We start from the raw sequence: 24,008 nt of genomic DNA, 5'->3' as shown, positions 1-24,008 counted from the left end.
TTTTTTTATGCCCGCCATGCAGCAGACAAAAAAATCCCCGGACCAGCCGGGGAAAATCATGTCATGAAATACCACAATTGCAGCGGCACTGCGACTCCACGTACTACTCTCACTACAACGTCCGCCCTGCGCCGACACGCGCGGGCGAACGCATTCCCCCTTCGTTATGATGCGGCCCGCCGCCAAAACTGCGGGCCGCACCGCCCTTCTTAGACCTTCTCGGCGCGGCTGTAGCGTTTGCCGTCCGGGCTGACCGAGCGCACCTGTACTTCGCCGGAAACCGCAGGTTTAGCCTTGGCATCATAGCGCTGCCACTGCTTACCGCCGTCGGTGGAGTACTCGATGCCCAACCCCGGCAGCGCGATATTCGCCTCCAGCTTGCCGCCCGCCACGCGAGCGCCCGGCACCGGCAGACGATAAGCCACGCCTCCTTTGTCCAGCTTGGCCAGTTCACGCTGGCCCAGAATATTGGCGAAGCGCAGCCAATCTTTCTCCAGCGTCTTGGTATCGACAAAGTGGGTTTCCCCGCCTTTGTATTCGCGGCCAGCGCGATAGTCCTGCTCCCAACCGGCGCGATGCCAGGCGCGCTCCGCCACCGACAGCGCGCGTGGGAAGATCATGTATTCCATCTGCGGGTCGGTGCGCTGGGTTTCGCTCCACAGCTGAGCGGAAAGTCCATATGCCCCCGGCCACGGCTTGTCACTCTTGGCGTTGAAGTGGTTGCCGTCTCGGTCAACCGAGGTTTCCGCGTTCTGCGGCATGTTGTCCGGCGCGAAGCTGAACACCTTGCGCTCGTCGCTGAAGCGGGTTCCCCAGTAGTAACCGCGCTCGTCCGGGTTCACCTCGTAAGGGAAGTCCATATAGACGTAGTCCGGGTTGGAGACCACCACTTCATACCCTTTATTGGCCCAGTCGTTGACGCTGTCGAAACCGCCCCAGTACAGGGTGTCCCAGAAGTTGACCCCCACGCGCGAAGTGGCGAACGCCTTCGAACTCTCGGCGTCTTTCAGGCCGTCTTGCCAGGCCTGCATTCTGTCGATGCCGTGCGCCTTCACCAGCTTGCTGACCTCTTGGCCGAAGTAGCTCGGCAGGTGCTCCATGTCGGCCACTTTGCCCTCTTTGATCATCACCTGGCACACCTGAGACTTGGCCCACGGCTTGTCTTCATTGCTCTGGTCAATGATGCCTTTACCCGGTTCCGGTTTCGCCTTGTCGGTGTAGCCGGCGCCCAGGCGGATGTTTTTCGCTTCGTCGCCGCCAAAGTGCCAGGTCTTAATCGGCTGGCCGGCTTCTTTATGCATCTGGGCAATCTCGCCAATCACCTTGTCGACAAAGCGCTGGGAGGAATCCAGGCACGGGTTCAGGTAACTCTGACGGTTAAAGAACTGCACGGAGGTGGTATTGGAGGTATCGGTCGGATCCACCAGACGGAATTCGTTGGCCTCCTGCTCTTTGCCGGCGGCATGCAGTTTCTTGTAGCGCGCTTCCATCGAGACCACCGCCGCGCGGGCGTGCGCCGGCATGTCGATCTCCGGGATCACCTCAATCTGGCGCGCCTGGGCGTATTTGATGATGTCGATGTAGTCCTGACGAGTGAAGAAACCGCCGTAGACATCCGGCCCCTGGCCGTACTGCGGCAGCAGGCAGGTGGTTTCGCTCAGATCGTGGCAGCGCTGGCCGCCGACTTCCGTCAACTCAGGCAAGCCGGGAATTTCGATACGCCAACCTTCGTCATCGCTCAGGTGGAAGTGGAATTTGTTGAGCTTGTAAGCCGCCATCTGATCCAGCAGGCGCAGCACCGCATCCTTCTTATGGAAGTTACGCGCCACGTCGAGGAAAATGCCGCGATACTGGAAGCGCGGCGCATCGCTGGCGTCGAGCGTGGCGATCTTGCCGCTGCCGTCGGTCGGCACTAACGACAGGATAGACTGCAACCCGTAGAACACCCCGGCCTGATCGAAGCCGATCACCCGCGCCTCTTTCTTGCCGATCTTCAGCTCATAAGCGCCCGGCACCGCCATCGCGCCTTTAAACTTGCCCGGCTGGATGTCGGTCTTGATCGGGTAACCGTTGGCCTGAACCGGCACGCCCAGCAGCGCGAAGCGCTGGTTGACGACATCCGCCGCCGGCTTGACCAACGCACTCAGATCCGGCGATACCCCTTTGCGCAGATCGGCGTCCTGCGCGTGCACTTTCACCTGCATCGGCGTCGGCACGATCTGGCCGCGCAGCGCGCCGGCGGGCAGCGTCTGCAGATCGGCGTTGCTGACAAAACGCGAAGCCGGCGTCATCAGAATATTTTTGTCGTCCTTGGTGCGCTTCCACTGATCGCCGGTAAACGGCGCCACAAACTGATCCAGATTTTCGGTGTCGGTATTCGCCAGCATTTTCGGCTTGGCGTCGCCGGACGTGGCATACCAGCGGGGCAGGAAGTCGTTTCTGAACAGCTGCCAGTATTCGGCGACCACCGGGATTTCCACCGCCTTACCGGCCGGGAAACCGCTGAATTTGGCGGTCGGCTCCAGCTTGTACAGATCGCCGGTGAGGTGAGCGATCTTGAACTGATCGTTGTCTACCCGCAGAGTCTGGCGCGGGCTGTGGAAATAAATGATCCAGTCTTTGCCGTCGATCGCCTGCCCGTCGTTGCTCAGGGTGAACAACACCCGGTTGCATGAGGCCCAGTCTGCGCCCAGCGCCGCGCAATCCACGCCGTTTTCCCCGGCGCGGTTATCCAGCATTTTCACGTTCAGCTTCAGTTGGCTCAGCTGATCCACCAGCTGTTGATCGGCCATGGCGCTCCCCATGCCGCCCAAGAATCCCATCGTTGCCGTCAAGGCGGCCAGTGCGCTCAGTTTGAATGCGTTCATCTTCTCGTCCTTCTTAATTATTGTTATCGCGAATTTCTTGCCACAGCTTGCCGCACTTGGCGTCGTAAGCCTGACCGTTACCGCTGTGAACCGCCATAATGCAGTTCTGATAATCCATCACCCGTACCGTTTCCTGCGCGGCGAACTGCTGGTGCTGTTTCTCTTGTTTCAGCACGTTCAGCACCGCCTTGCACGGCTGCAAACGCTCCGGCGAGCCTTCCGCGGTATTGATGCAGGCGCTGTAAGCCTGTTTCAACTTGGCGTCTTCCGGCGGCGCAGCGGGTTGCGCACAGGCGCTCAGGGCCGCAGCGGCCGCCAACATCAGCATGATTTTTTTCATCGTTGAATTCCCTTAACTGCCCCGGCGGCAAGGCCGGGGAACGCATCAGAAGATGGTGAATGGCGCGATGACCATGAACTTGACGTCTTTCTCGTCCTGGAAGATGTTGCCGTAACCGCCGCCCCAGCTCGGAATGTTGGTGTGGTTGTCATACTGGGTGTAATGCAGCTTGAGCAGCGTGCCCTTGGCTCGCCCTTCCTGGATGGTGTACATCGCGTCCAGACTCCAGGCGCTCTCTTTCAGGCGCTGGCTCTGATCGTAGATCGGGTTGGTGCTCGGCTTGGCGTCCCACGCGTAAACGTAAGAGCCGCCGACCGCCATGCCCGGCAGGTTCCAGTTGCTGAGGTCATACATCACGCCGGCATACACCGCTTTTTCGCCGTTGGCGTTAAAGTCGGAGCGGTTATCCCACCACACGTCCAGGCGACCGTTTGATGAGGCGTAGGTCGGGGTCATACGTTGCAGGAAGAAGCCCTGATTGCCTTCCGCCTTGACCATGGTGCCTTCCAGACGCCAGTTGAACTGGCCGGTGGTGTAACCGAAGGTCAACGCCTGCAGCCAGGCCAGGCCGTCATAAATGCTGTTCGGATCGTTCTTGTTGCTGATGCGGTCTTCCGCGCCATAGAACTGGTAACTGGTGGTCAGCGGGTTGCCCAGCAGATCGAATTTGTAAGACGCCTTGGTGAAGTACTGATTCACGTACCCCTGGGCCTGGCCGTAAGCGGCTTCCAGCACCAGATCGTTTTTGAAATCGTACTTGGCGCCCAGCGAGTGCAGGTAGGAGACACGGGTTTTCTTATCGTTCTGGCGGAAGTCGTCCATCTCGATATGCCACGGCGCTTTGTATTTGTCGGCCCACATGTAGGAGAAGCTCAACGCGCCGGCATCGCCGTAGTCGAACTTGGCGCCGGCTTCAGCCCCCTGATAAGTGCCCGGCATAAAGCTCCAGTGCGGCGCCAGCAGGGTTTGGCCGCTCGGCTGAATATAGCCGGCGCGCGCCCAGACCGGGCCGTATTTGAATTTGGCGGCGGCTTTGTACAGGCTGATACCGCCTTTATCACCGGAGTAGTCTTCGTCGTAGGTACGGTTCTTCGAGGAGAACGCAATTTCGTTCGGGTGACCGCTGGCGCTGGATTCAGCCAGTTCGATGGCGGTAAAGGCGCCGACGTCCAGACCGAACATGTCCCAGGCGTAGCCCGACGCGAAATCCAGGCTCAGGTTGGCGGTAGAGTGGGACAGGTTGGTGGTGTATTGATTGTAATCCTTGCTGTCCGGATTGAGATCTTTACGGTCACGCTCACGTTGCCAGTAATAAATGCCGCCGGTCAGCGTGGAATCCTCGATAAACCCTGCGGCTTTCGCCTCAGGCGCCATGGCAAACCCTGTTCCCAACAGCGCGCCCGCGACTGCGAGCGCCAGCGTTTTACGCTGAGCACCGTGCGTACCCATATTGAAATTCCTCTTTGACTTAACTTAAAAGTTGCAGCCGCCTGTGTTCACCACTGCCCTGCACGACTGCCAATAAAAAACCCGAACGGGTAAAAAATATTGCCGACGAGATGTTATTCCCACAGCACTAATTGCTACAGACAGACTATTTTTCGCGACGCGAATTATCAAATGAAAAATGCGGAAGATTTGTCAAAGTATGACAAGGAGCACATATCGGTGATAATTTGTTACGCTGGCATTCATGGAAGGTGTCGAATAAAAAATTCAATTAAATCAGAATAAATACGGATACCAGGTCAACCAGAGACGATTAATGGTTTCAGCCTGACTAAATCCGTCAGTCAGGAGATAAAATTTGAGAGCGCTCTCTAAATGAAATTAATTCGCATCACGAATATATAAGTAAAGATTAAGACTACTAAGCCCAATATAAGAAAACTTATTGATTAACGCACCGCAGTTAATTAAACGCAGCCCGGAAAAACGTGGCGGGAATAGATGATTTACTCAATAGCAGGCATAAAAAAGCGCGGCCTGAGCCGCGCTGATACATTAATTTTCGAGGCGATTAAGATTAGCCTTCGATTTTCGCCCAAGTGTCACGCAGACCGACGGTGCGGTTAAACACCAGGTGCTCAGCCGAAGAGTAATGGCTGTCGGCGCAGAAGTAGCCTTCACGCTCGAACTGATAGGCTTTCTCCGGCTGTGCGGCCGCCAGACTCGGCTCAACGAAACCGTGCTTGATCACCAGCGATTCCGGGTTAATGGTGGAGAGGAAGTCCTCCGCCGCGCCCGGGTTAGGCACGCTGAACAGGCGATCGTACAGGCGAATTTCCGCCGGCAGCGCGTGCGCCGCAGACACCCAGTGGATCACGCCCTTCACCTTGCGGCCGTCGGCAGGATCTTTGCTCAGCGTTTCCGCATCGTAGCTGCAGAAGATGGTGGTGATCTCGCCGGCTTCATCTTTCTCGACGCGCTCGGCCTTGATCACGTACGCGTTGCGCAGACGCACTTCCTTACCCAACACCAGACGCTTGTACTGCTTGTTGGCTTCTTCGCGGAAGTCGGCGCGATCGATATAGATCTCACGGCTGAACGGCACATCGCGGTTGCCCATTTCCGGCTTGTTCGGGTGGTTAGGCATGCTGACCATTTCCACCGCATCGCCCATGTTCTCGATGACGATTTTCACCGGATCCAGCACCGCCATGGCGCGCGGCGCGTTCTCGTTCAGATCGTCGCGGATGCAGGATTCCAGCGCCACCATTTCGACGTTGTTGTCTTGCTTGGTTACGCCGATGCGCAGGCAGAACTCGCGGATCGAGGCGGCAGTATAACCGCGGCGGCGCAGACCGGAGACGGTCGGCATGCGCGGATCATCCCAACCTTCGACGATCTTCTCGGCCACCAGCTGGTGCAGCTTGCGCTTCGACATGATGGCGTATTCGAGGTTGAGACGCGAAAACTCGTACTGGCGCGGGTGGCAAGGAATGGTGATGTTATCCAGCACCCAATCATACAGACGGCGGTTATCCTGGAATTCCAGGGTGCACAGCGAATGGGTGATCCCTTCCAGCGCATCGGAAATGCAGTGGGTGAAATCGTACATCGGGTAGATGCACCATTTATTGCCGGTCTGGTGGTGTTCGGCGAACTTGATGCGGTACAGCACCGGATCGCGCATCACGATAAACGGCGAAGCCATATCGATCTTGGCGCGCAGGCAGGCGGCGCCTTCGGCGAATTCGCCATTGCGCATCTTCTCGAACAGCGCCAGGTTCTCTTCCACGCTGCGACCGCGGTACGGGCTGTCTTTGCCCGGCGCAGTCAGGGTGCCGCGGTATTCGCGGATCTGCTCCGGCGACAGTTCGTCGACGTAGGCCAGCCCTTTGCTGATAAGCTCCACCGCGTACTGGTGCAGCTGATCGAAATAGTCTGAGGAGTAACGAACGTTGCCGCTCCACTCAAAGCCCAGCCACTCCACGTCGTGCTTGATAGACTCGACGAACTCGATGTCTTCTTTCACCGGGTTGGTGTCGTCGAAACGCAGGTTGCACTGGCCCTGATAGTCCTTGGCGATGCCGAAGTTCAGGCAGATGGACTTGGCGTGGCCGATATGCAGATAGCCGTTAGGCTCCGGCGGGAAACGGGTATGTACTGACGTGTGTTTCCCCGACGCCAGATCTTCATCGACGATCTGACGGATAAAATTGGTTGGGCGGGCTTCAGCCTCACTCATTTCACTGTTCCTCAATGCAAAGCGCTACACATAACCGCCTATGATCCAACAAGCCACGTCTGGAAACAACCGTTTGTTTCATGAAAAATGCGGCGCGTTGCACCATCGGCGCGCAGCGCACCGCCGTGGGGCGAAACGGGATAAAAAAAGCGGGAAGAGATCGCTCTCTTCCCGCCAAGTCGGGGCAAACGCCGCCATGATGCGTGTTCGGCCCCAGGCACTACTCAGGTAAAAACAGCCTTATTTCTGGATCTCATACAGCTTGGTTTGACCGGCGACCACAGAGCCGCTGGCCAGCGCCGCCAGGCCGGCGTACTCGTCAGAGTTGCTGACCACCACCGGGCTTATCATCGAACGCGCATTGGCATTCAGGTAATCCAGATCCAGTTCCAGAATCGGTTGACCGGCTTTCACTTCCGCGCCCTCTTCCACCAGGCGTTTGAAGCCCTGGCCTTCCAGCGCGACGGTGTCGATCCCCATGTGCACCACGATCTCGGCGCCCTTGTCGGTTTCCAGGCAGAATGCGTGGTTGGTATTGAAGATTTTCACCACGGTGCCGTCAGCCGGCGCCACCACGATCTTGTCGGTCGGGCGAATCGCCAGGCCGTCGCCTACCGCCTTGCTGGCGAAAGCTTCGTCCGGCACCTGTTCGAGCGCCACCACTTCGCCAGTCACCGGCGCCACCAGCGTTTCAAACGCGGCTTTCGGCGCGTTCGGCACCGCCTGCGGTTTGGCTTCCGCGGCAGGCGCCGCCGCCGGGGCCGCCGCTGCCGCTACCGGGCCGGCTGCAATCACGTTGCGCATTGCGCTGGCGATAAGTTCGGCACGGGTGCCGACGATCACTTGCACGCTCTGCTTGTTCAGGCGGATAACGCCCGACGCGCCGAGGCGTTTCGCCAATGCGTCGTTCACCAGCGCGGAGTCTTTCACATTCAAACGCAGGCGGGTGATGCAGGCGTCGATGCCGGTCAGGTTGTCGGAACCGCCGATCGCGCCGACGTAACGACGAGCCAGGGTGGTAGTTTCGTTCTCGTCTTTACCGGCGTTGCTGTCGACGTTGACGTCGTAGCCGTCGGTTTCGTCACCGGCAACCGCCAGCTCGCGGCCCGGGGTCATCAGGTTGAATTTTTTGATGGTGAAGCGGAACACCACGTAGTAGATGACGAAGAACACCAGGCCTTGCGGGATCAGCATGTACCAGTGGGTCGCCAGCGGGTTGCGAGACGACAGCACCATATCCACCAGGCCGGCGCTGAAGCCGAAACCGGCGATCCAATGCATGCTGGCGGCGATGAACACCGAGATACCGGTCAGCACGGCGTGGATCACGTACAGCACCGGCGCCACGAACATGAAGGAGAATTCCAGCGGTTCGGTAATACCGGTAAAGAAGGCGGCGAAAGCGGCCGCCAGCATGATGCCCGCCACTTTGGCTTTGTTCTCAGGACGCGCGCAGTGGTAAATGGCCAGCGCCGCCCCCGGCAGACCGAACATCATGATCGGGAAGAAGCCCGCCTGATAACGGCCGGTGATGCCGACAACCGCTTTACCGGCTTCGATCGACTGCTGGCCGCCAAGGAAGTTAGGAATATCGTTGATGCCGGCCACGTCGAACCAGAACACCGAGTTCAGCGCGTGGTGCAGGCCGACCGGGATCAGCAGGCGGTTGAAGAAGGCGTAGATGCCCGCGCCGACCGAGCCCATTTTCTGAATGTGTTCACCGAAGTTCACCAGACCGTTGAAGATCACCGGCCAAATGTACATCAGGATGAAAGCCACCAGGATCATCAGGAAGGAAATGAGGATCGGCACCAAACGGCGGCCGCTGAAGAACGACAGCGCCTTGGGCAGCTCGACGCCGCTGAAGCGGTTGTACACTTCGGCGGAGATGATGCCCACCAGAATACCGACGAACTGGTTCTGGATCTTGCCGAACGCGGCGGGCACCTGATCGAGCGGGATCTTCTGAATCATCGACACGGCGGCCGGCGAACAGAGGGTGGTCAGCACCAGGAAGCCGACGAAGCCGGTCAACGCGGCGGCGCCGTCCTTGTCTTTGGACATGCCGTAGGCCACGCCGATAGCGAACAGCACCGACATGTTGTCGATGATAGCGGAGCCGGATTTAATGAAGAAAGCGGCGAGCGCGTTGTCGCCGCCCCAACCAACAGGGTCAATCCAGTACCCGACGCCCATCAAGATGGCGGCGGCGGGCAGCGTGGCGACCGGCACCATCAGCGCCCGTCCCACCTTTTGCAAATAACTAAGAATGTTCACCTTTTCCCCCTATGTTGTCCGCGGACGGACCCTATTAGTAGTTTATTTGAAGCTCTCACTACCTTTTTAGAAACAGCGCTTGGCACGTATCACTCATGCCGAGTGTAAAAAATTTATTTTGTATCGCAAATTAAAACCTCCCTTTTTGTGATAAATATCACCAAAAAGTAGTCTTTACCTCCCAGATTGCTGGCCATCACACAAAACTTATTTTATCATTCAAAAAATCAACCGGACGGACGATTCACGCGAGAATCATAAAGCTGGGTTACGCTTACGACTCCCGCAGGCCCGTACAGTATAGCTTTAGTTTACTTATCCCAAGAGGTGTTAGATGAGACTTATCCCACTGAAAGATACCGCACAAGTCGGCAAATGGGCCGCGCGTCATATCGTTCAACGCATCAACGCATTCAAGCCAACCGCAGAGCGCCCGTTTGTTCTCGGCCTGCCCACCGGCGGCACGCCGCTGGAAGCCTACAAACATCTGATTGCGATGCACAAAGCAGGTGAAGTAAGCTTTAAGCATGTTGTGACTTTCAACATGGACGAGTACGTTGGCCTGCCGCAGGAACACCCGGAAAGCTATCACACCTTCATGTACCGCAACTTCTTTGATCACGTTGATATCCCTCGCGAAAATATCAACCTGCTGAACGGCAACGCCGCGGATGTCGACGCCGAGTGCCGCCAGTACGAAGAGAAGATCAAGTCTTACGGCAAAATTAACCTGTTCATGGGCGGCGTGGGCATCGACGGCCATATCGCGTTCAACGAGCCGGCTTCGTCCCTGGCTTCGCGCACCCGCATCAAAACGCTGACCGAAGACACCCGCATCGCCAACTCGCGCTTCTTCGGCGGCGACGTCAGCTTGGTGCCGAAATATGCGCTGACCGTCGGCGTGGGCACGCTGCTGGACGCGGAAGAAGTAATGATCCTGGTCACCGGCCACGCCAAGGCGCAGGCGCTGGAAGCCGCAGTGGAAGGCAATATCAACCACATGTGGACCATCAGCTGTCTGCAGCTGCACGCCAAAGCGGTAGTGGTGTGCGACGAACCGGCCACCATGGAGCTGAAAGTCAAAACTGTCAAATATTTCCGCGAGTTAGAAGCGGAAAGCGTTAAAAGTCTTTAATCTTTGCAGGGGGCTACGATGTTCGCTTTAACCCACGGCCGAATCTATACCGGCCACGACGTACTTGATGACCATGCAGTCATTATCGCTGATGGGCTGATCGAGAAAGTCTGCCCGGCGGCTGAATTGCCCGCCGGCATCGAAACGCGCGACCTGGGTGGCGCCATCCTGGCCCCCGGGCTTATCGACGTGCAGCTGAACGGCTGCGGCGGCGTACAGTTCAACGATTCGCTGGAAGCGATCTCGGAAGAAACGCTGGAGATCATGCAGCGCGCCAACGAGAAATCCGGCTGCACCAGCTATCTGCCGACGCTGATCACCAGTAGCGACGAATTCATGAAGCACAGCGTCGACGTGATGCGCGCTTATCTGAAAAAGCACCAAAACCAGGCGTTGGGCCTGCACCTGGAAGGGCCATACCTCAGCCCGGTGAAAAAAGGCACCCACAATCCGGCGTTCATTCGCAAGCCGACCCAGGAAATGATCGATTACCTGTGCGCCAACGCCGACGTGATCACCAAGGTGACGCTGGCGCCGGAAATGGTTGAGCCGCACTTTATCAAGCAGCTGACCGAGGCCGGCATCGTGGTCTCCGCCGGCCACTCGAACGCCACCTACGATCAAGCTCGCACCGGTTTCGCCGCCGGCATCAGCTTCGCCACCCACCTGTACAACGCCATGCCTTATATCACCGGCCGCGAACCGGGGCTGATGGGGGCAATCTTCGATACGCCGGAGGTCTATACCGGCATCATCGCCGACGGCCATCACGTGGCCTGGGCGAGTATCCGTAACGCCAAACGCCTGAAAGGTGATAAATTGGTCTTGGTCACCGATGCCACCGCGCCGGCGGGTGCAGATATTGACCAATTTATTTTCGCCGGTAAAACAATATACTATCGGGATGGGCTGTGCGTGGATGAGAACGGCACCCTGAGCGGTTCCGCGCTGACCATGATCGAAGCGGTGCGAAACAGCGTCGAGCATATCGGCATCGCGCTGGACGAAGCGCTGCGCATGGCGACGCTGTATCCGGCGCGCGCCATCGGCGTCGATCACCGTCTGGGCACCCTCGAAGCCGGCAAGGTGGCTAACCTGACCGCCTTCACCCGTGATTTCAAGATCACCAAAACGCTCGTTAACGGTAACGAGGTTTAATTCAATGAACAGCGAGTAAAATTATTGATGAGCACTGGCGGACAAGCACAAATAGGGAACGTTGACTTAGTCAAACAACTTAACGGCGCGGCAGTTTACCGCCTGATCGACCAGCAGGGCCCGATCTCGCGCATTCAGATTGCCGAACTCAGCCAGCTCGCCCCCGCCAGCGTCACCAAAATTACTCGCCAGCTGCTGGAGCGCGGGCTGATCAAAGAAGTCGATCAGCAGGCCTCCACCGGCGGCCGCCGCGCGATCTCCATCGTGTCGGAAACCCGTCATTTCCATACCGTCGCGGTGCGTCTCGGCCGCCACGACGCCACCATAACCCTGTATGACATGAGCGGCAAGTCGCTCAGCGAAGAACACTATCCGCTGCCGGAACGCACTCAAGAAACGCTGGAGAATGCGCTGTTCGCCGCCATCGCCCAATTCATCGACGCTAACCAGCGTCGCCTGCGCGAGCTGATCGCCATCGCGGTGATCCTGCCCGGCCTGGTGGATCCGGCGCTGGGCGTGGTGCGCTACATGCCGCACATCAGCGTCAGCAATTGGGCGCTGGTGGACAACCTGCAGCAGCGCTTTAACGTCACCAGCTTCGTCGGCCACGACATCCGCAGCCTGGCGCTGGCGGAGCACTACTTCGGCGCCACCCGCGACTGCGAAGACTCGATTCTGGTGCGCCTGCACCGCGGCACCGGCGCCGGCATCATCGTCAACGGGCAGATTTTTCTCGGCAACAACGGCAACGTCGGCGAGATCGGCCATATCCAGATCGATCCGCTGGGTGAACGCTGCCACTGCGGCAACTTCGGCTGCCTGGAAACCGTGGCCGCCAACGCCGCGATCGAACAGCGCGTGCGCCAGCTGCTGAGCCAGGGCTATCCGAGCAAACTGACGCTGGAAGACTGCGGCATCAACGCCATCTGCAAGGCCGCCAACCGCGGCGATCTGCTGGCCAGCGAAGTGATCGAACACGTAGGCCGCTATCTGGGCAAAGCGGTGGCCATCGCCATCAACCTGTTCAATCCGCAGAAGGTGGTGATCGCCGGTGAGATCACCGAAGCGGACAAGGTGCTGCTGCCGGCGATCCAGAGCTGCATCAATACCCAGGTGCTGAAGGACTTCCGCAAAAATCTGCCGGTGGTGACCTCCGAACTCAATCATCGCTCGGCGATCGGCGCTTTCGCCCTGGCCAAACGCGCGATGCTCAACGGCGTGCTCTTGCAGCGATTGCTGGAAAGCTGATCCGCCGCTTCTGGCAGGCGTGTTATCGTCACCCTTCGCCTGCCGTAATCATGAGAAACAGCGACAAATGAAAATCAAAAACGTTATATGCGATATCGACGGCGTGCTGCTGCATGACAATACGCCGGTGCCCGGCGCCGACCTGTTCCTGGCGCGCATCCAGGAACAAGGCATGCCGCTGGTGGTGCTGACCAACTACCCGTCACAGACCGCGCAGGATCTGGCGAACCGCTTCGCCGCCGCCGGGCTGGAAGTGCCGGAGAGCGCGTTCTACACCTCGGCGATGGCCACCGCCGATTTCCTGCGCCGTCAGGAAGGCAAAAAAGCCTATGTGGTCGGCGAAGGCGCCCTGATCCATGAGCTGTACAAAGCCGGTTTCACCATCACCGACATCAACCCGGACTTCGTGATCGTCGGTGAAACCCGCTCTTACAACTGGGACATGATGCATAAAGCCGCCTACTTCGTGAGCAACGGCGCGCGCTTTATCGCCACCAACCCGGATAGTCACGGCCACGGCTTCTCGCCGGCCTGCGGCGCGCTGTGCGCCCCCATTGAGAAGATCACCGGCCGCAAGCCGTTTTACGTCGGCAAGCCCAGCCCGTGGATCATTCGCGCCGCACTGAACAAAATGCAGGCGCACTCGGAAGAGACGGTGATCGTCGGCGATAACCTGCGCACCGACATTCTGGCGGGCTTCCAGGCCGGCCTGGAAACCGTGCTGGTGCTGTCCGGCGTCTCCACGCTGAGCGACATCGAAACCATGCCGTTCCGCCCGAGCTACGTCTACCCTTCCGTCGCCGATATCACCATCTTCTGATGCGGCCATGGCGGCCGCCCGGCCGCCATTATTTCCTTCTCCCTCAGCGTCAGTTTGAATTTAATTCGTTCATGGCCGTAAAAGGTTTCAGCCTGCCTGCGTTAAAAATCCTCATTATAACGTTACGCCCCGCCAATAGCTGATATTGCCGGCGAGCGGAAAACCCTTACCCCTAATTAATGAGGCTACCATGAGCACAAATAACACGATTAATGCCGTCGCCGCCGATGACGCGGCCATTATGCCGTCTATCGCCAATAAAAAGATCCTGATGGGTTTCTGGCACAACTGGGCCGCCGGCGCCAGTGACGGCTATCAGCAGGGCCAGTTCACCAATATGAACCTGACCGACATTCCCGCCGAGTACAACGTGGTGGCCGTCGCCTTTATGAAAGGCCAGGGCATCCCGACCTTCAAGCCTTACAACCTGTCCGATGCCGAGTTCCGCCGCCAGGTGGGCGTGCTGAACAGCCAGGGCCGCGCGGTGCTGATCTCTCTCGGCGGCGCAGACGCGCATATCGAGCTGAAAACCGGCGACGAAGACAAGCTGAAAGACGAGATTATTCGCCTGGTGGAAGTCTATGGCTTCGACGGCCTGGATATCGATCTGGAACAGGCGGCGATCGGCGCCGCCAATAATAAAACCGTCTTGCCTACGGCGCTGAAAAAAGTAAAAGACCATTACGCCGCCCAGGGGAAAAACTTTATTATCAGCATGGCGCCGGAATTCCCATACTTACGTGAAAATGGCACCTACCTGGATTATATCAGCGCCCTCGAAGGCTATTACGACTTTATCGCGCCGCAATATTATAACCAGGGTGGCGATGGCCTTTGGGTTGAAGAAATTAAAACCTGGCTGACCCAAAACGACGATACCAAGAAGGAAGACTTCCTCTACTACCTGACGGAAAGCCTGGTTACCGGCACCCGCGGCTATGCGAAGATCCCGGCGGCGAAATTCGTCATCGGCCTGCCGAGCAACAACGATGCCGCCGCCACCGGCTACGTGGTCAACAAACAGGCGGTGTATAACGCTTTCTCGCGTCTCGACGCCAAAAACCTGTCGATCAAGGGCCTGATGACCTGGTCAATCAACTGGGATAACGGCAAGAGCAAAGCCGGCGTCGCCTACAATTGGGAGTTCAAAACCCGCTATGCGCCGCTGATTCAGGGCGGGGTCACCCCGCCGCCGGGAAAGCCTAATGCGCCGACGGCGCTGACGGTCGCCGAGCTTGGCGCCACCTCGCTGAAACTGAGCTGGGCCGCCGCCACCGGCGCCTCACCGATCGCCAGCTACACCGTCTACCGCAACGGCAACCCGATCGGCCAAACCGCCGGTCTGTCGCTGGCCGACAGCGGTCTGACGCCGGCAACCCAGTACAGCTACTTCGTTACCGCGACCGACACCCTGGGCAATACCTCCCTGCCGAGCAGCGCGCTGGCGGTCAAAACCGCCAATGACGGTACGCCGCCCGATCCGGGCGCGCCCGAGTGGCAGAACAACCACAGCTACAAAGCCGGCGACGTCGTGAGTTATAAAGGCAAGAAATACACCTGTATTCAGGCGCACACCTCCAATGCCGGCTGGACGCCGGATGCCGCGTTCACCCTCTGGCAGCTCATCGCCTAATCGCTAATCGATTGCCGGTCAAACTGGCCGGCAATCCCGCCATCACGCTAAAAATTGCATAATCGATAATTTTTCACGCCGATAACTGAAAATCCGTTAAAAACCTCAGCTACGAAAACAACTATTTCTCAGCGCATGGCTAAAACGCTTGCATCCTCTGCAGCTTTTGGCGCATTTTCATAACCACAGCGCAGCAAAATCGCGTTATCGCTGATAAATCGGCAATGCTGCCCATAACAGTAAAAACAACATCACAGTCATAAAAGCCCGTTAGGAGAGTTGTATGTGTTCTATTTTCGGTGTGCTCGATCTGAAGTCCGATCCCGTTGAACTGCGTAAGAAAGCGCTGGAGCTGTCACGTCTGATGCGCCACCGCGGCCCGGATTGGTCCGGCGTTTACGCCAGCGACAAAGCCATTCTGGCTCACGAACGCCTGTCGATCGTCGACGTCAACAACGGCGCTCAACCGCTGTACAACGCTGCGCACACCCACGTTCTGGCGGTCAACGGCGAAATTTACAACCACCAGGCGCTGCGCCAACAGCTGAGCGACCGCTATGCCTTCCAGACCGGCTCCGACTGTGAAGTGATCCTGGCGCTGTATCAGGAGAAAGGCCCGGAGTTCCTCGACGATCTGCAAGGCATGTTCGCCTTTGCCCTGTATGACACCGAAAAAGACGCCTACCTGATCGGCCGCGATCACCTGGGCATCATCCCGCTGTATATGGGCCATGACGAACACGGCAACCTGTACGTTGCCTCGGAAATGAAAGCGCTGGTGCCGGTGTGCCGCACCATCAAGGAATTCCCGGCCGGCAGCTACCTGTGGAGCCAGGACGGCCAGATCCGCGAATACTATCGCCGCGACTGGTTCGATTACGACAGCGTCAAGGACAACGTGACCGACGCCGCCGCCCTGCGCACCGCGCTGGAAGAGTCGGTGAAAAGCCACCTGATGTCCGACGTGCCTTACGGCGTGCTGCTCTCGGGCGGGCTGGATTCCTCGGTCATTTCGGCGATCACCAAGAAGTACGCCGCGCGCCGCGTGGAAGATCAGGAACGCAGCGAAGCCTGGTGGCCGCAGCTGCACTCCTTCGCCGTCGGGCTGGAAGGCTCGCCGGATCTGCGCGCCGCGCAGGAGGTGGCCAACCATCTGGGCACCGTGCACCATGAGATCCACTTCACCGTGCAGGAAGGGCTGGACGCCATCCGCGACGTGATTTACCACATCGAAACCTATGACGTCACCACCATCCGCGCATCGACGCCGATGTACCTGATGTCGCGCAAAATCAAGGCGATGGGCATCAAGATGGTGCTTTCCGGCGAAGGCGCGGACGAAGTGTTCGGCGGCTACCTGTACTTCCATAAGGCGCCGGACGCCCGCGAATTCCACGAAGAGACCGTACGCAAACTGCTGGCGCTGCACATGTTCGACTGCGCGCGCGCCAACAAGGCGATGTCCGCCTGGGGCGTCGAAGCCCGCGTGCCGTTCCTGGACAAAAAATTCCTCGACGTGGCAATGCGCATCAACCCGAAAGATAAAATGTGCGGCAACGGCAAAATGGAAAAACACATCGTTCGCGAATGTTTCGAGTCCTATTTGCCCGCCAGCGTGGCCTGGCGCCAGAAAGAGCAGTTCTCCGACGGCGTCGGCTACAGCTGGATCGACACGCTAAAAGAGGTGGCTGCGCAGCAAATTAGCGATCAACAGCTCGAAACCGCGCGTTTCCGCTTTCCGTACAACACGCCGACGTCGAAAGAAGGCTACCTGTACCGCGAAATCTTCGAGGAGCTGTTCCCGCTGCCGAGCGCCGCCGAATGCGTGCCGGGCGGCCCATCCGTCGCCTGCTCGTCCGCCAAGGCCATCGAGTGGGATGAATCGTTCAAGAAGATGGACGATCCTTCCGGCCGCGCCGTCGGCGTGCACCAGGCCGCCTATAAATAATCGCGCGGCATTTTCCCCCGGGCGGGCCTTTTGGCCCGCCTTTTTTGTTGCCTTTTCCGCCCGCCAACTGCCTGAATTGCCGATTTTATCGCCATAATGTTCACAACCCAGACAAACGGCGCTTCCGGGCGCTTTTTCGGGAAAAAACTTGTTGACGCAAATCGGTCATATACGCATAATGCGCCCCGCAACGCCGATGAAGGCAAAGCAAAAAAAGAGGGCTACGTAGCTCAGCTGGTTAGAGCACATCACTCATAATGATGGGGTCACAGGTTCGAATCCCGTCGTAGCCACCATCTCTTTTTTGTATTTGCGGGAGTGGCGAAATTGGTAGACGCACCAGATTTAGGTTCTGGCGCCGCAAGGTGTGCGAGTTCAAGTCTCGCCTCCCGCACCATTTCTCTTCATCGTCGGCGCAGTATGTTGATGGGGTATCGCCAAGCGGTAAGGCACCGGTTTTTGATACCGGCATTCCCTGGTTCGAATCCAGGTACCCCAGCCATATTCTTTCGGGAATGGGGTTTCAACATAAGATTTGTTTGCAGGTGGGGTATCGCCAAGCGGTAAGGCACCGGTTTTTGATACCGGCATTCCCTGGTTCGAATCCAGGTACCCCAGCCATAACAAACTGCTTGCAAATCAAAGAAGTAAAAAGTAACATCGGCTACGTAGCTCAGCTGGTTAGAGCACATCACTCATAATGATGGGGTCACAGGTTCAAATCCCGTCGTAGCCACCATAATTGGGGTGTCGCCAAGCGGTAAGGCTCTGGTTTCTGATACCAGCATACCCAGGTTCGAATCCTGGCACCCCAGCCATATTTAGAAAAGCCCGCTTCGGCGGGCTTTTTGCTGTCTGCCGTTCAGCCAACCTTAAATAGGCTCAGCCACCGCTGAGCCCTGTCGGTTACAATCCCAAGGCGTACTTCAACGCATGCTCTTTCAGCTTGCCCGCCCGCTGCGCGGCCATCAGCGCCAGATTGCGCGCCACGGTCAGCGGCGCCAGGTTATTGCTGAAGGCGGTATAGAACAGATCCATGCCGCTCTGCATCAACAGATTGTCGGTACGGCGGCGGCGTTGATAGCGCAGCAGCACCACCTCGCCGCTCCAGTCTTCTCCCTGCTCCCGCGCCTCGCTCAGCACGTTCAGCAAGGCATCCACATCGCGATACCCCAGATTGACGCCCTGCCCGGCCAGCGGGTTGATGGTATGCGCCGCATCGCCCAGCAGCGCCAGGCCCGGCAGCACGTAGCGCTGCGCATGACGGCGCGTCAACGGGAACGATCCGGCGGCGTGCACCTTGACCGGGCCCAGTCGCGCCGGAAAAGCGGCGGCGATCTCGCGCTCCAGCTGCGCCGGCGGCATCGCCTGCAGTTGGCGAATGCGCTGCGGGCTGTCATACCACACCAGCGACGCCCAGCTGTCGTACAGCGGCAGGAAAGCGCGCGGCCCTGACGGGAAGAAGCGCTGCCAGGTCACATCCTGCTGCGGCGCGCCGGTATCGACGGTGATCAACATGCACGCCTGACGATACTGCCAGCCGTTGGTGCCGATCGCCGCCAGCTTGCGCACCTGAGAGTTGGCGCCGTCGGCGCCGACAACCAGCCGCGCCTGCAGCGTTTCACCGCTGTCCAGCGTCAGTTGCCAGGCCTTGTCCGCCCGCTGCAGCGATTGCAGCCTGGCGGGGCACAGCAGCGTCAAATTGGCGCACTGTGCGAACTGCTGCCACAGCGCCAGCTGCAAAATGCGGTTTTCCACCATAAAGCCCAACTCCGGCAGCCCCAGCGATAGCGCATCGAACGCCACGCGCGACGACGCCCATTCCCAGGTCTCCAGCCGGCGATACGGCGCCGTGCGCATCGCCGTCACGGCGGGCCAGGCGCCGAGCTGTTTCAGCAGCCCCACCGAGGTGCAGCCGATAGCGGAAATGCGCAGGTCCGGCGGGCTTTGCGCCTCGAACGCCTGCGGCGCCTGATGTTCCAGCAACGCCACCGACCAGCCCGCCTGCGCCAGGCCCAGAGCCGCCGCCGCGCCGACCATGCCGCCGCCCACCACCACCGCGTCGTACCGATTTTGAGATGTCTTCATATTGGCTATGTTTTCTATGTGAATGCTCGCCATCCCACCCGACATGGCGTTTTGCGCAGTGTACCGGATTTTCGCTTCGGCTTCAGGTGGCATGCCATTTTCCCCCGCGCTGGTCACAACGGCGGCAAATGATTACAATACGCGCCCTGCATGTCGCGTAACGCAACTTTCGCTCCGCACTGAGTAATGGCAAGTCAATGACGAAAAAACTACATATCAAAACCTGGGGCTGCCAGATGAATGAGTACGATTCATCGAAAATGGCCGACCTGTTGAACAGCACGCACGGCTTCGAGTGGACCGACAACGCCGAGGAAGCGGACGTGCTATTGCTGAACACCTGCTCGATCCGTGAAAAAGCGCAGGAAAAAGTTTTCGCCATGCTGGGGCGCTGGCGCTTGCTGAAAGAGAAGAACCCGTCTGTCATCATCGGCGTCGGCGGTTGCGTGGCCTCGCAAGAAGGCGAACTGATCCGCAGCCGCGCGCCTTGCGTCGACGTGGTATTCGGCCCGCAGACCCTGCACCGCCTGCCGGAAATGATCAACCACGTTCAGGGCACCCGCAGCCCGGTGGTCGATATCAGTTTCCCGGAGATCGAAAAGTTCGACCGCCTGCCGGAGCCGCGCGCCGAAGGCCCGACCGCGTTCGTGTCGATCATGGAAGGCTGCAACAAATACTGCACTTTCTGCGTGGTGCCATACACCCGCGGCGAGGAAGTGAGCCGCCCGAGCGACGACGTGCTGTTCGAAATCGCCCAACTGGCGGCGCAGGGCGTGCGCGAAGTCAACCTGCTCGGCCAAAACGTCAACGCGTACCGCGGCGCCACGCATGACGGCGATATCTGCTCGTTCGCCGAACTGCTGCGCCTGGTGGCCGCCATCGACGGCATCGATCGCATTCGCTTCACCACCAGCCACCCTATCGAGTTCACCGACGACATCATCGCGGTGTACGAAGACACGCCGGAGCTGGTCAGCTTCCTGCACCTGCCGGTGCAGAGCGGTTCGGATCGCATCCTGACCATGATGAAACGCGCCCATACCGCGCTGGAGTATAAGGCGATTATCCGCAAGCTGCGCAAGGCGCGCCCGAACATCCAGCTCAGCTCCGACTTCATCGTCGGTTTCCCGGGCGAGAGCCAGGCCGACTTCGAACAGACCATGAACCTGATCGCCGACGTCAACTTCGACGTCAGCTTCAGCTTCATCTATTCGTCGCGCCCCGGTACGCCGGCGGCGGACATGGTTGACGACGTCAGCGAAGAAGAGAAAAAACAGCGGCTGTATATTCTGCAGGATCGCATCAACCAGCAGGCGCTGCAGTTCAGCCGCCGCATGCTCGGCACCGTCCAGCGCATTCTGGTGGAAGGCACCTCGCGCAGAAGCGTGATGGAGCTGGCCGGGCGCACGGAGTGCAACCGTGTGGTAAACTTCGAAGGCACGCCCGACATGATCGGCCAGTTTGTCGACGTGGAAATTACCGAGGTGCTGACCAACACCCTGCGTGGCGCAGTGGTGCGCACCGAACAGCAGATGGATCTGCGCGTACATGAATCCCCGCAGTCGGTGATCGCCCGTACCCGCAAAGAAAACGCGCTGGGCGTCGGCATTTACCAGCCCTGACGCCGCGGCGGCCCGCCTTATCGCCGCCCGTTCGCGCTACTCCTTACCGTTTCTCCGCCGGGCGTCCGCGCCCGGTGATGTTCTTTTTTTTATTTTTTATTGTTGAAGAGGCGACATAACATGCAACTCCCACACTGCCCGAAGTGCAACTCCGAATACACCTACCAGGACAATGCCCTGTTCATCTGCCCTGAGTGCGCCCACGAGTGGAGCGACAGCGCCCCGGCGGAAGATCAGGACGCGCTGATCGTCAAAGACGCCAACGGCAACCTGCTGGCGGACGGCGACGCGGTCACCGTGATCAAGGACCTGAAGGTTAAAGGCAGCTCCTCGATGCTGAAGATCGGCACCAAGGTGAAAAACATTCGTCTGGTGGAAGGCGATCACAACATCGACTGCAAAATCGACGGCTTCGGCCCGATGAAACTGAAATCCGAGTTCGTGAAAAAGAACTGATTCTCGGCGGCCTTGTCCTGTGATGACGCGGCGGGCTTTGCGCCCCGCCGCGTTTTTTCCTTATCTTCCCTTGAATTCCGCCGACGGCGCACAGATAGATCAGCGGTAAACTTGCGCCGTTGCGGCGCACCATGAATAATTCAAGAAAGAGAGTATTCAGGCTCGCCCTGAACGCGCGCGTCCCGGACGCGCTATGTGACATCAACCAGGCCCGATGTGACCTAGAGGAATAGTTTGAACGTCGCAACACAAGAAATTATGTTGGAGCCCGCAGACAACAAGCGTTTGCTCAGCCTGTGCGGCCCGTTTGATGACAACATCAAGCAACTCGAGCGCCGATTGGGCATCGAAATCAATCGTCGCGACAACCGCTTCAAGCTGGTCGGCAAAAACCTGTGCGTGGTCGCCGCCGCCGATATCCTGCGCCATCTGTACGTGGATACCGCGCCGATTCGCGGCGTGATCCCGGATATCGATCCGGAGCAAATCCATCTGGCGATCAAAGAGAGCCGGGTGCTGGAACAGGTGGCGGACAGCGTGCCGGATTACGGCAAGGCGGTCACCATCAAAACCAAGCGCGGCATGGTGAAACCGCGCACGCCTAACCAGGCGCAGTACATCGCCAACATTCTCGATCACGACATCACCTTCGGCATCGGCCCGGCCGGTACCGGCAAAACCTACCTGGCGGTCGCCGCCGCGGTGGATGCGCTGGAACGCCAGGAAATTCGCCGCATTCTGCTGACCCGTCCCGCGGTCGAAGCCGGCGAAAAGCTGGGCTTCCTGCCGGGCGATCTGAGCCAGAAGGTTGATCCTTATCTGCGCCCGCTGTACGACGCCCTGTTCGAAATGCTGGGCTTCGAGCGCGTGGAGAAGCTCATTGAGCGCAACGTGATCGAAGTCGCGCCGCTGGCCTATATGCGCGGCCGTACGCTGAACGATGCCTTTATCATTCTGGATGAGAGCCAGAACACCACCATCGAGCAGATGAAGATGTTCCTGACGCGCATCGGCTTCAACTCTAAGGCGGTCATCACCGGCGACGTCACCCAGATCGACCTGCCGCGCAACCAGAAATCCGGCCTGCGCCACGCGGTGGAAGTGCTGTCGGACGTGGAAGAACTGAGCTTCAACTTCTTCCACAGCGAAGACGTGGTGCGCCACCCGGTGGTGGCCCGCGTGGTCATCGCTTATGAGGCCTGGGAAGCGGCCGAACAGAAACGCAAAGACGCAATTGCCGAACAACGTAAGCGCGAGGCGCTCGCCGCCTCCGAGCAGGAGACACCATGAGTCAGGTGATTTTGGATCTGCAGATTGCCTGTGAAAGCAGCGACGGCCTGCCGGATGAAGCCACGTTCCAGCGCTGGCTGGAAGGCGTGCTGCCGCAATTTCAGGAAGAGGCCGAGGTCACCGTACGTCTGGTGGACGAAGCGGAAAGCCACGAGCTGAACCTGACCTATCGCGGCAAAGACAAGCCGACCAACGTGCTCTCTTTCCCGTTCGAGGCTCCGCCGGGCATCGAACTGCCGCTGCTCGGCGATCTGATCATCTGCCGCCAGGTGGTTGAACAGGAAGCGATTGAGCAAGGCAAGGCGCTGGAGGCCCACTGGGCGCATATGGTTGTCCACGGCAGCCTTCATCTGCTAGGGTATGACCACATCGAAGACGATGAAGCCGAAGAAATGGAGTCTTTGGAAACCGAAATCATGCACGGACTGGGCTATCCTGATCCGTACCTGGCGGAAAAAGACCCCGTCTGACGTCAGCCGTTTACCTTACAGCCCCTAACGGGGCTGTCGCTGACGCCCCTTAACTCTGACATGAGTGACAGTAACGAAAACGCCATGAGCGACGACCATTCACAAAGCAATGACAGCCCCAGTCCCAAGAAGGGGTTCTTTACTCTTATCCTTAACCAGCTGTTCCACGGCGAGCCCAAAAACCGTGGCGATCTGGTCGAGCTGATCCGTGATTCCGAACAAAACGACCTGATCGATCCCGATACCCGCGACATGCTGGAAGGCGTGATGGATATCGCCGAACAGCGCGTGCGCGACATCATGATCCCCCGCTCCCAGATGGTGACGCTCAAGCGCAACCAGACGCTGGAAGAGTGCCTGGACGTAATTATCGACTCCGCCCACTCGCGCTTCCCGGTGATCAGCGAAGACAAAGATCACATCGAAGGCATCCTGATGGCCAAGGATCTGCTGCCGTTCATGCGCGCAGACTCTGAGCCGTTCAGCATCGACAAAGTGCTGCGCACCGCGGTGGTGGTGCCGGAAAGCAAGCGCGTCGACCGGATGTTGAAAGAGTTCCGCTCCCAGCGCTACCACATGGCGATTGTCATTGACGAATTCGGCGGCGTGTCCGGCCTGGTCACCATCGAAGACATTCTGGAACTGATCGTCGGCGAGATCGAAGACGAATACGACGACGAAGACGATCTGGATATCCGCCAGCTCAGCCGCCACATGTACACCGTACGCGCGCTGGCGCCGATCGAAGACTTCAACGAAGCCTTCGGCACCCACTTCAGCGACGACGAGGTCGATACCATCGGCGGTCTGGTGATGCAGGCCTTCGGCCACCTGCCGGCGCGCGGGGAAACCATTGAAATCGAAGGTTACCTATTTAAAGTTGCCATGGCCGACAGTCGACGTATCATCCAGGTTCATGTAAAAATTCCGGACGATTCTCCACCACCGAAACTGGAAGATTAAAT

The 24,008-nt window shown here is 58.7% G+C and carries 17 protein-coding genes and 6 tRNA genes; 17 read left to right on the top strand and 6 right to left on the bottom strand.

All coding sequences use genetic code 11. The annotated features are described in order from the left end of the window. Positions 1-209: 209 nt before the first annotated feature. The 5 genes from SERRSCBI_RS05790 to nagE all read right to left on the bottom strand — a co-directional run bounded on the left by SERRSCBI_RS05790 (position 210) and on the right by nagE (position 9,175). The gene (locus tag SERRSCBI_RS05790) at positions 210-2,867 is read right to left on the bottom strand and encodes a beta-N-acetylhexosaminidase (RefSeq protein WP_033651163.1); all 2,658 of its coding nucleotides are present in this window, start codon (positions 2,865-2,867) and stop codon (positions 210-212) included. A gap of 13 nt (positions 2,868-2,880) precedes the next feature. Then, a complete protein-coding gene (gene chiQ, locus SERRSCBI_RS05785) occupies positions 2,881-3,207 on the bottom strand; it encodes a ChiQ/YbfN family lipoprotein (RefSeq protein WP_004939944.1) in 327 nt (108 codons plus the stop codon). 45 nt (positions 3,208-3,252) lie between these two features. Beyond that, complete coding sequence (locus tag SERRSCBI_RS05780) at positions 3,253-4,656, bottom strand: OprD family outer membrane porin (protein WP_042783852.1); 1,404 nt, start codon at positions 4,654-4,656, stop codon at positions 3,253-3,255. 577 nt (positions 4,657-5,233) lie between these two features. After that, on the bottom strand, positions 5,234-6,898 hold the full coding sequence (gene glnS / locus SERRSCBI_RS05775) for a glutamine--tRNA ligase (protein ID WP_033642175.1): 1,665 nt from the start codon (positions 6,896-6,898) through the stop codon (positions 5,234-5,236). Positions 6,899-7,138: 240 nt separating this feature from the next. Continuing rightward, positions 7,139-9,175 carry an N-acetylglucosamine-specific PTS transporter subunit IIBC gene (gene nagE, locus SERRSCBI_RS05770; protein WP_042783851.1) on the bottom strand — a complete coding sequence of 679 codons (2,037 nt, stop codon included), beginning with the start codon at positions 9,173-9,175 and terminating at the stop codon, positions 7,139-7,141. 334 nt (positions 9,176-9,509) lie between these two features. Here nagE and nagB point away from each other — a divergent pair, with 334 nt between their 5' ends. The 12 genes from nagB to SERRSCBI_RS05710 all read left to right on the top strand — a co-directional run bounded on the left by nagB (position 9,510) and on the right by SERRSCBI_RS05710 (position 17,935). After that, a complete protein-coding gene (gene nagB, locus SERRSCBI_RS05765; RefSeq protein WP_004939952.1) occupies positions 9,510-10,310 on the top strand; it encodes a glucosamine-6-phosphate deaminase in 801 nt (266 codons plus the stop codon). An 18-nt stretch (positions 10,311-10,328) separates the two neighbouring features. After that, complete coding sequence (gene nagA, locus SERRSCBI_RS05760) at positions 10,329-11,468, top strand: N-acetylglucosamine-6-phosphate deacetylase (RefSeq protein WP_033642173.1); 1,140 nt, start codon at positions 10,329-10,331, stop codon at positions 11,466-11,468. A gap of 27 nt (positions 11,469-11,495) precedes the next feature. Continuing rightward, positions 11,496-12,716 (top strand): N-acetylglucosamine repressor, encoded by a 1,221-nt coding sequence (locus SERRSCBI_RS05755; RefSeq protein WP_019454064.1) that lies wholly within the window; start codon positions 11,496-11,498, stop codon positions 12,714-12,716. Between the two features lie 67 nt (positions 12,717-12,783). Beyond that, a complete protein-coding gene (locus tag SERRSCBI_RS05750) occupies positions 12,784-13,536 on the top strand; it encodes an HAD-IIA family hydrolase (protein WP_004939957.1) in 753 nt (250 codons plus the stop codon). A gap of 190 nt (positions 13,537-13,726) precedes the next feature. Next, positions 13,727-15,169 (top strand): glycosyl hydrolase family 18 protein, encoded by a 1,443-nt coding sequence (locus tag SERRSCBI_RS05745; RefSeq protein WP_042783849.1) that lies wholly within the window; start codon positions 13,727-13,729, stop codon positions 15,167-15,169. Positions 15,170-15,452: 283 nt separating this feature from the next. Continuing rightward, positions 15,453-17,117, top strand: a complete 1,665-nt coding sequence (gene asnB, locus SERRSCBI_RS05740) for an asparagine synthase B (protein ID WP_033642171.1) — start codon at positions 15,453-15,455, stop codon at positions 17,115-17,117. Between the two features lie 219 nt (positions 17,118-17,336). Continuing rightward, positions 17,337-17,413, top strand: a tRNA-Met gene (locus SERRSCBI_RS05735). Positions 17,414-17,429: 16 nt separating this feature from the next. After that, positions 17,430-17,514: transfer RNA gene (locus SERRSCBI_RS05730), tRNA-Leu, on the top strand. Between the two features lie 30 nt (positions 17,515-17,544). Beyond that, positions 17,545-17,619, top strand: a tRNA-Gln gene (locus SERRSCBI_RS05725). A 44-nt stretch (positions 17,620-17,663) separates the two neighbouring features. Further along, positions 17,664-17,738: transfer RNA gene (locus tag SERRSCBI_RS05720), tRNA-Gln, on the top strand. A 41-nt stretch (positions 17,739-17,779) separates the two neighbouring features. After that, positions 17,780-17,856 (top strand) — tRNA-Met (locus SERRSCBI_RS05715). Positions 17,857-17,860: 4 nt separating this feature from the next. After that, positions 17,861-17,935 (top strand) — tRNA-Gln (locus SERRSCBI_RS05710). 88 nt (positions 17,936-18,023) lie between these two features. Here the strand turns inward: SERRSCBI_RS05710 and ubiF are convergent. Continuing rightward, positions 18,024-19,205 carry a 3-demethoxyubiquinol 3-hydroxylase gene (gene ubiF / locus SERRSCBI_RS05705; protein ID WP_042783848.1) on the bottom strand — a complete coding sequence of 394 codons (1,182 nt, stop codon included), beginning with the start codon at positions 19,203-19,205 and terminating at the stop codon, positions 18,024-18,026. A gap of 197 nt (positions 19,206-19,402) precedes the next feature. On the opposite strand from ubiF, the gene miaB reads away from it, so the two are divergent. The 5 genes from miaB (at position 19,403) to corC (ending at position 24,006) form a co-directional block, all read left to right on the top strand. After that, complete coding sequence (miaB, locus tag SERRSCBI_RS05700; protein WP_033642169.1) at positions 19,403-20,827, top strand: tRNA (N6-isopentenyl adenosine(37)-C2)-methylthiotransferase MiaB; 1,425 nt, start codon at positions 19,403-19,405, stop codon at positions 20,825-20,827. 120 nt (positions 20,828-20,947) lie between these two features. Continuing rightward, the gene (locus SERRSCBI_RS05695) at positions 20,948-21,283 is read left to right on the top strand and encodes a zinc ribbon domain-containing protein YjdM (RefSeq protein WP_004939967.1); all 336 of its coding nucleotides are present in this window, start codon (positions 20,948-20,950) and stop codon (positions 21,281-21,283) included. A 258-nt stretch (positions 21,284-21,541) separates the two neighbouring features. Continuing rightward, a complete protein-coding gene (locus SERRSCBI_RS05690; protein ID WP_170853105.1) occupies positions 21,542-22,573 on the top strand; it encodes a PhoH family protein in 1,032 nt (343 codons plus the stop codon). Next, positions 22,570-23,043 (top strand): rRNA maturation RNase YbeY, encoded by a 474-nt coding sequence (ybeY, locus tag SERRSCBI_RS05685; protein ID WP_004939970.1) that lies wholly within the window; start codon positions 22,570-22,572, stop codon positions 23,041-23,043. Before SERRSCBI_RS05690 ends, ybeY begins: the two co-directional genes overlap by 4 nt. A gap of 84 nt (positions 23,044-23,127) precedes the next feature. After that, on the top strand, positions 23,128-24,006 hold the full coding sequence (gene corC / locus SERRSCBI_RS05680; protein ID WP_004939973.1) for a CNNM family magnesium/cobalt transport protein CorC: 879 nt from the start codon (positions 23,128-23,130) through the stop codon (positions 24,004-24,006). Positions 24,007-24,008: the final 2 nt, after the last annotated feature.

The sequence above is a fragment of the Serratia sp. SCBI genome, from assembly GCF_000747565.1.
Classification (GTDB): Bacteria; Pseudomonadota; Gammaproteobacteria; order Enterobacterales; family Enterobacteriaceae; genus Serratia; species Serratia ureilytica.
The sequence above is the reverse complement of the archived record's forward strand: the minus strand, read 5'-3'. Positions and strand labels throughout refer to the sequence as shown.

What these genes read in the sequence shown, in the direction of transcription:
- SERRSCBI_RS05790 (WP_033651163.1), bottom strand. Translation starts at nt 2,867, where the DNA reads ATGAACGCATTCAAACTGAGCGCACTGGCCGCCTTGACGGCAACGATG.
- chiQ (WP_004939944.1), bottom strand. Translation starts at nt 3,207, where the DNA reads ATGAAAAAAATCATGCTGATGTTGGCGGCCGCTGCGGCCCTGAGCGCC.
- SERRSCBI_RS05780 (WP_042783852.1), bottom strand. Translation starts at nt 4,656, where the DNA reads ATGGGTACGCACGGTGCTCAGCGTAAAACGCTGGCGCTCGCAGTCGCG.
- glnS (WP_033642175.1), bottom strand. Translation starts at nt 6,898, where the DNA reads ATGAGTGAGGCTGAAGCCCGCCCAACCAATTTTATCCGTCAGATCGTC.
- nagB (WP_004939952.1), top strand. Translation starts at nt 9,510, where the DNA reads ATGAGACTTATCCCACTGAAAGATACCGCACAAGTCGGCAAATGGGCC.
- nagA (WP_033642173.1), top strand. Translation starts at nt 10,329, where the DNA reads ATGTTCGCTTTAACCCACGGCCGAATCTATACCGGCCACGACGTACTT.
- SERRSCBI_RS05755 (WP_019454064.1), top strand. Translation starts at nt 11,496, where the DNA reads ATGAGCACTGGCGGACAAGCACAAATAGGGAACGTTGACTTAGTCAAA.
- SERRSCBI_RS05750 (WP_004939957.1), top strand. Translation starts at nt 12,784, where the DNA reads ATGAAAATCAAAAACGTTATATGCGATATCGACGGCGTGCTGCTGCAT.
- SERRSCBI_RS05745 (WP_042783849.1), top strand. Translation starts at nt 13,727, where the DNA reads ATGAGCACAAATAACACGATTAATGCCGTCGCCGCCGATGACGCGGCC.
- asnB (WP_033642171.1), top strand. Translation starts at nt 15,453, where the DNA reads ATGTGTTCTATTTTCGGTGTGCTCGATCTGAAGTCCGATCCCGTTGAA.
- ubiF (WP_042783848.1), bottom strand. Translation starts at nt 19,205, where the DNA reads ATGAAGACATCTCAAAATCGGTACGACGCGGTGGTGGTGGGCGGCGGC.
- miaB (WP_033642169.1), top strand. Translation starts at nt 19,403, where the DNA reads ATGACGAAAAAACTACATATCAAAACCTGGGGCTGCCAGATGAATGAG.
- SERRSCBI_RS05695 (WP_004939967.1), top strand. Translation starts at nt 20,948, where the DNA reads ATGCAACTCCCACACTGCCCGAAGTGCAACTCCGAATACACCTACCAG.
- SERRSCBI_RS05690 (WP_170853105.1), top strand. Translation starts at nt 21,542, where the DNA reads ATGTTGGAGCCCGCAGACAACAAGCGTTTGCTCAGCCTGTGCGGCCCG.
- ybeY (WP_004939970.1), top strand. Translation starts at nt 22,570, where the DNA reads ATGAGTCAGGTGATTTTGGATCTGCAGATTGCCTGTGAAAGCAGCGAC.
- corC (WP_004939973.1), top strand. Translation starts at nt 23,128, where the DNA reads ATGAGCGACGACCATTCACAAAGCAATGACAGCCCCAGTCCCAAGAAG.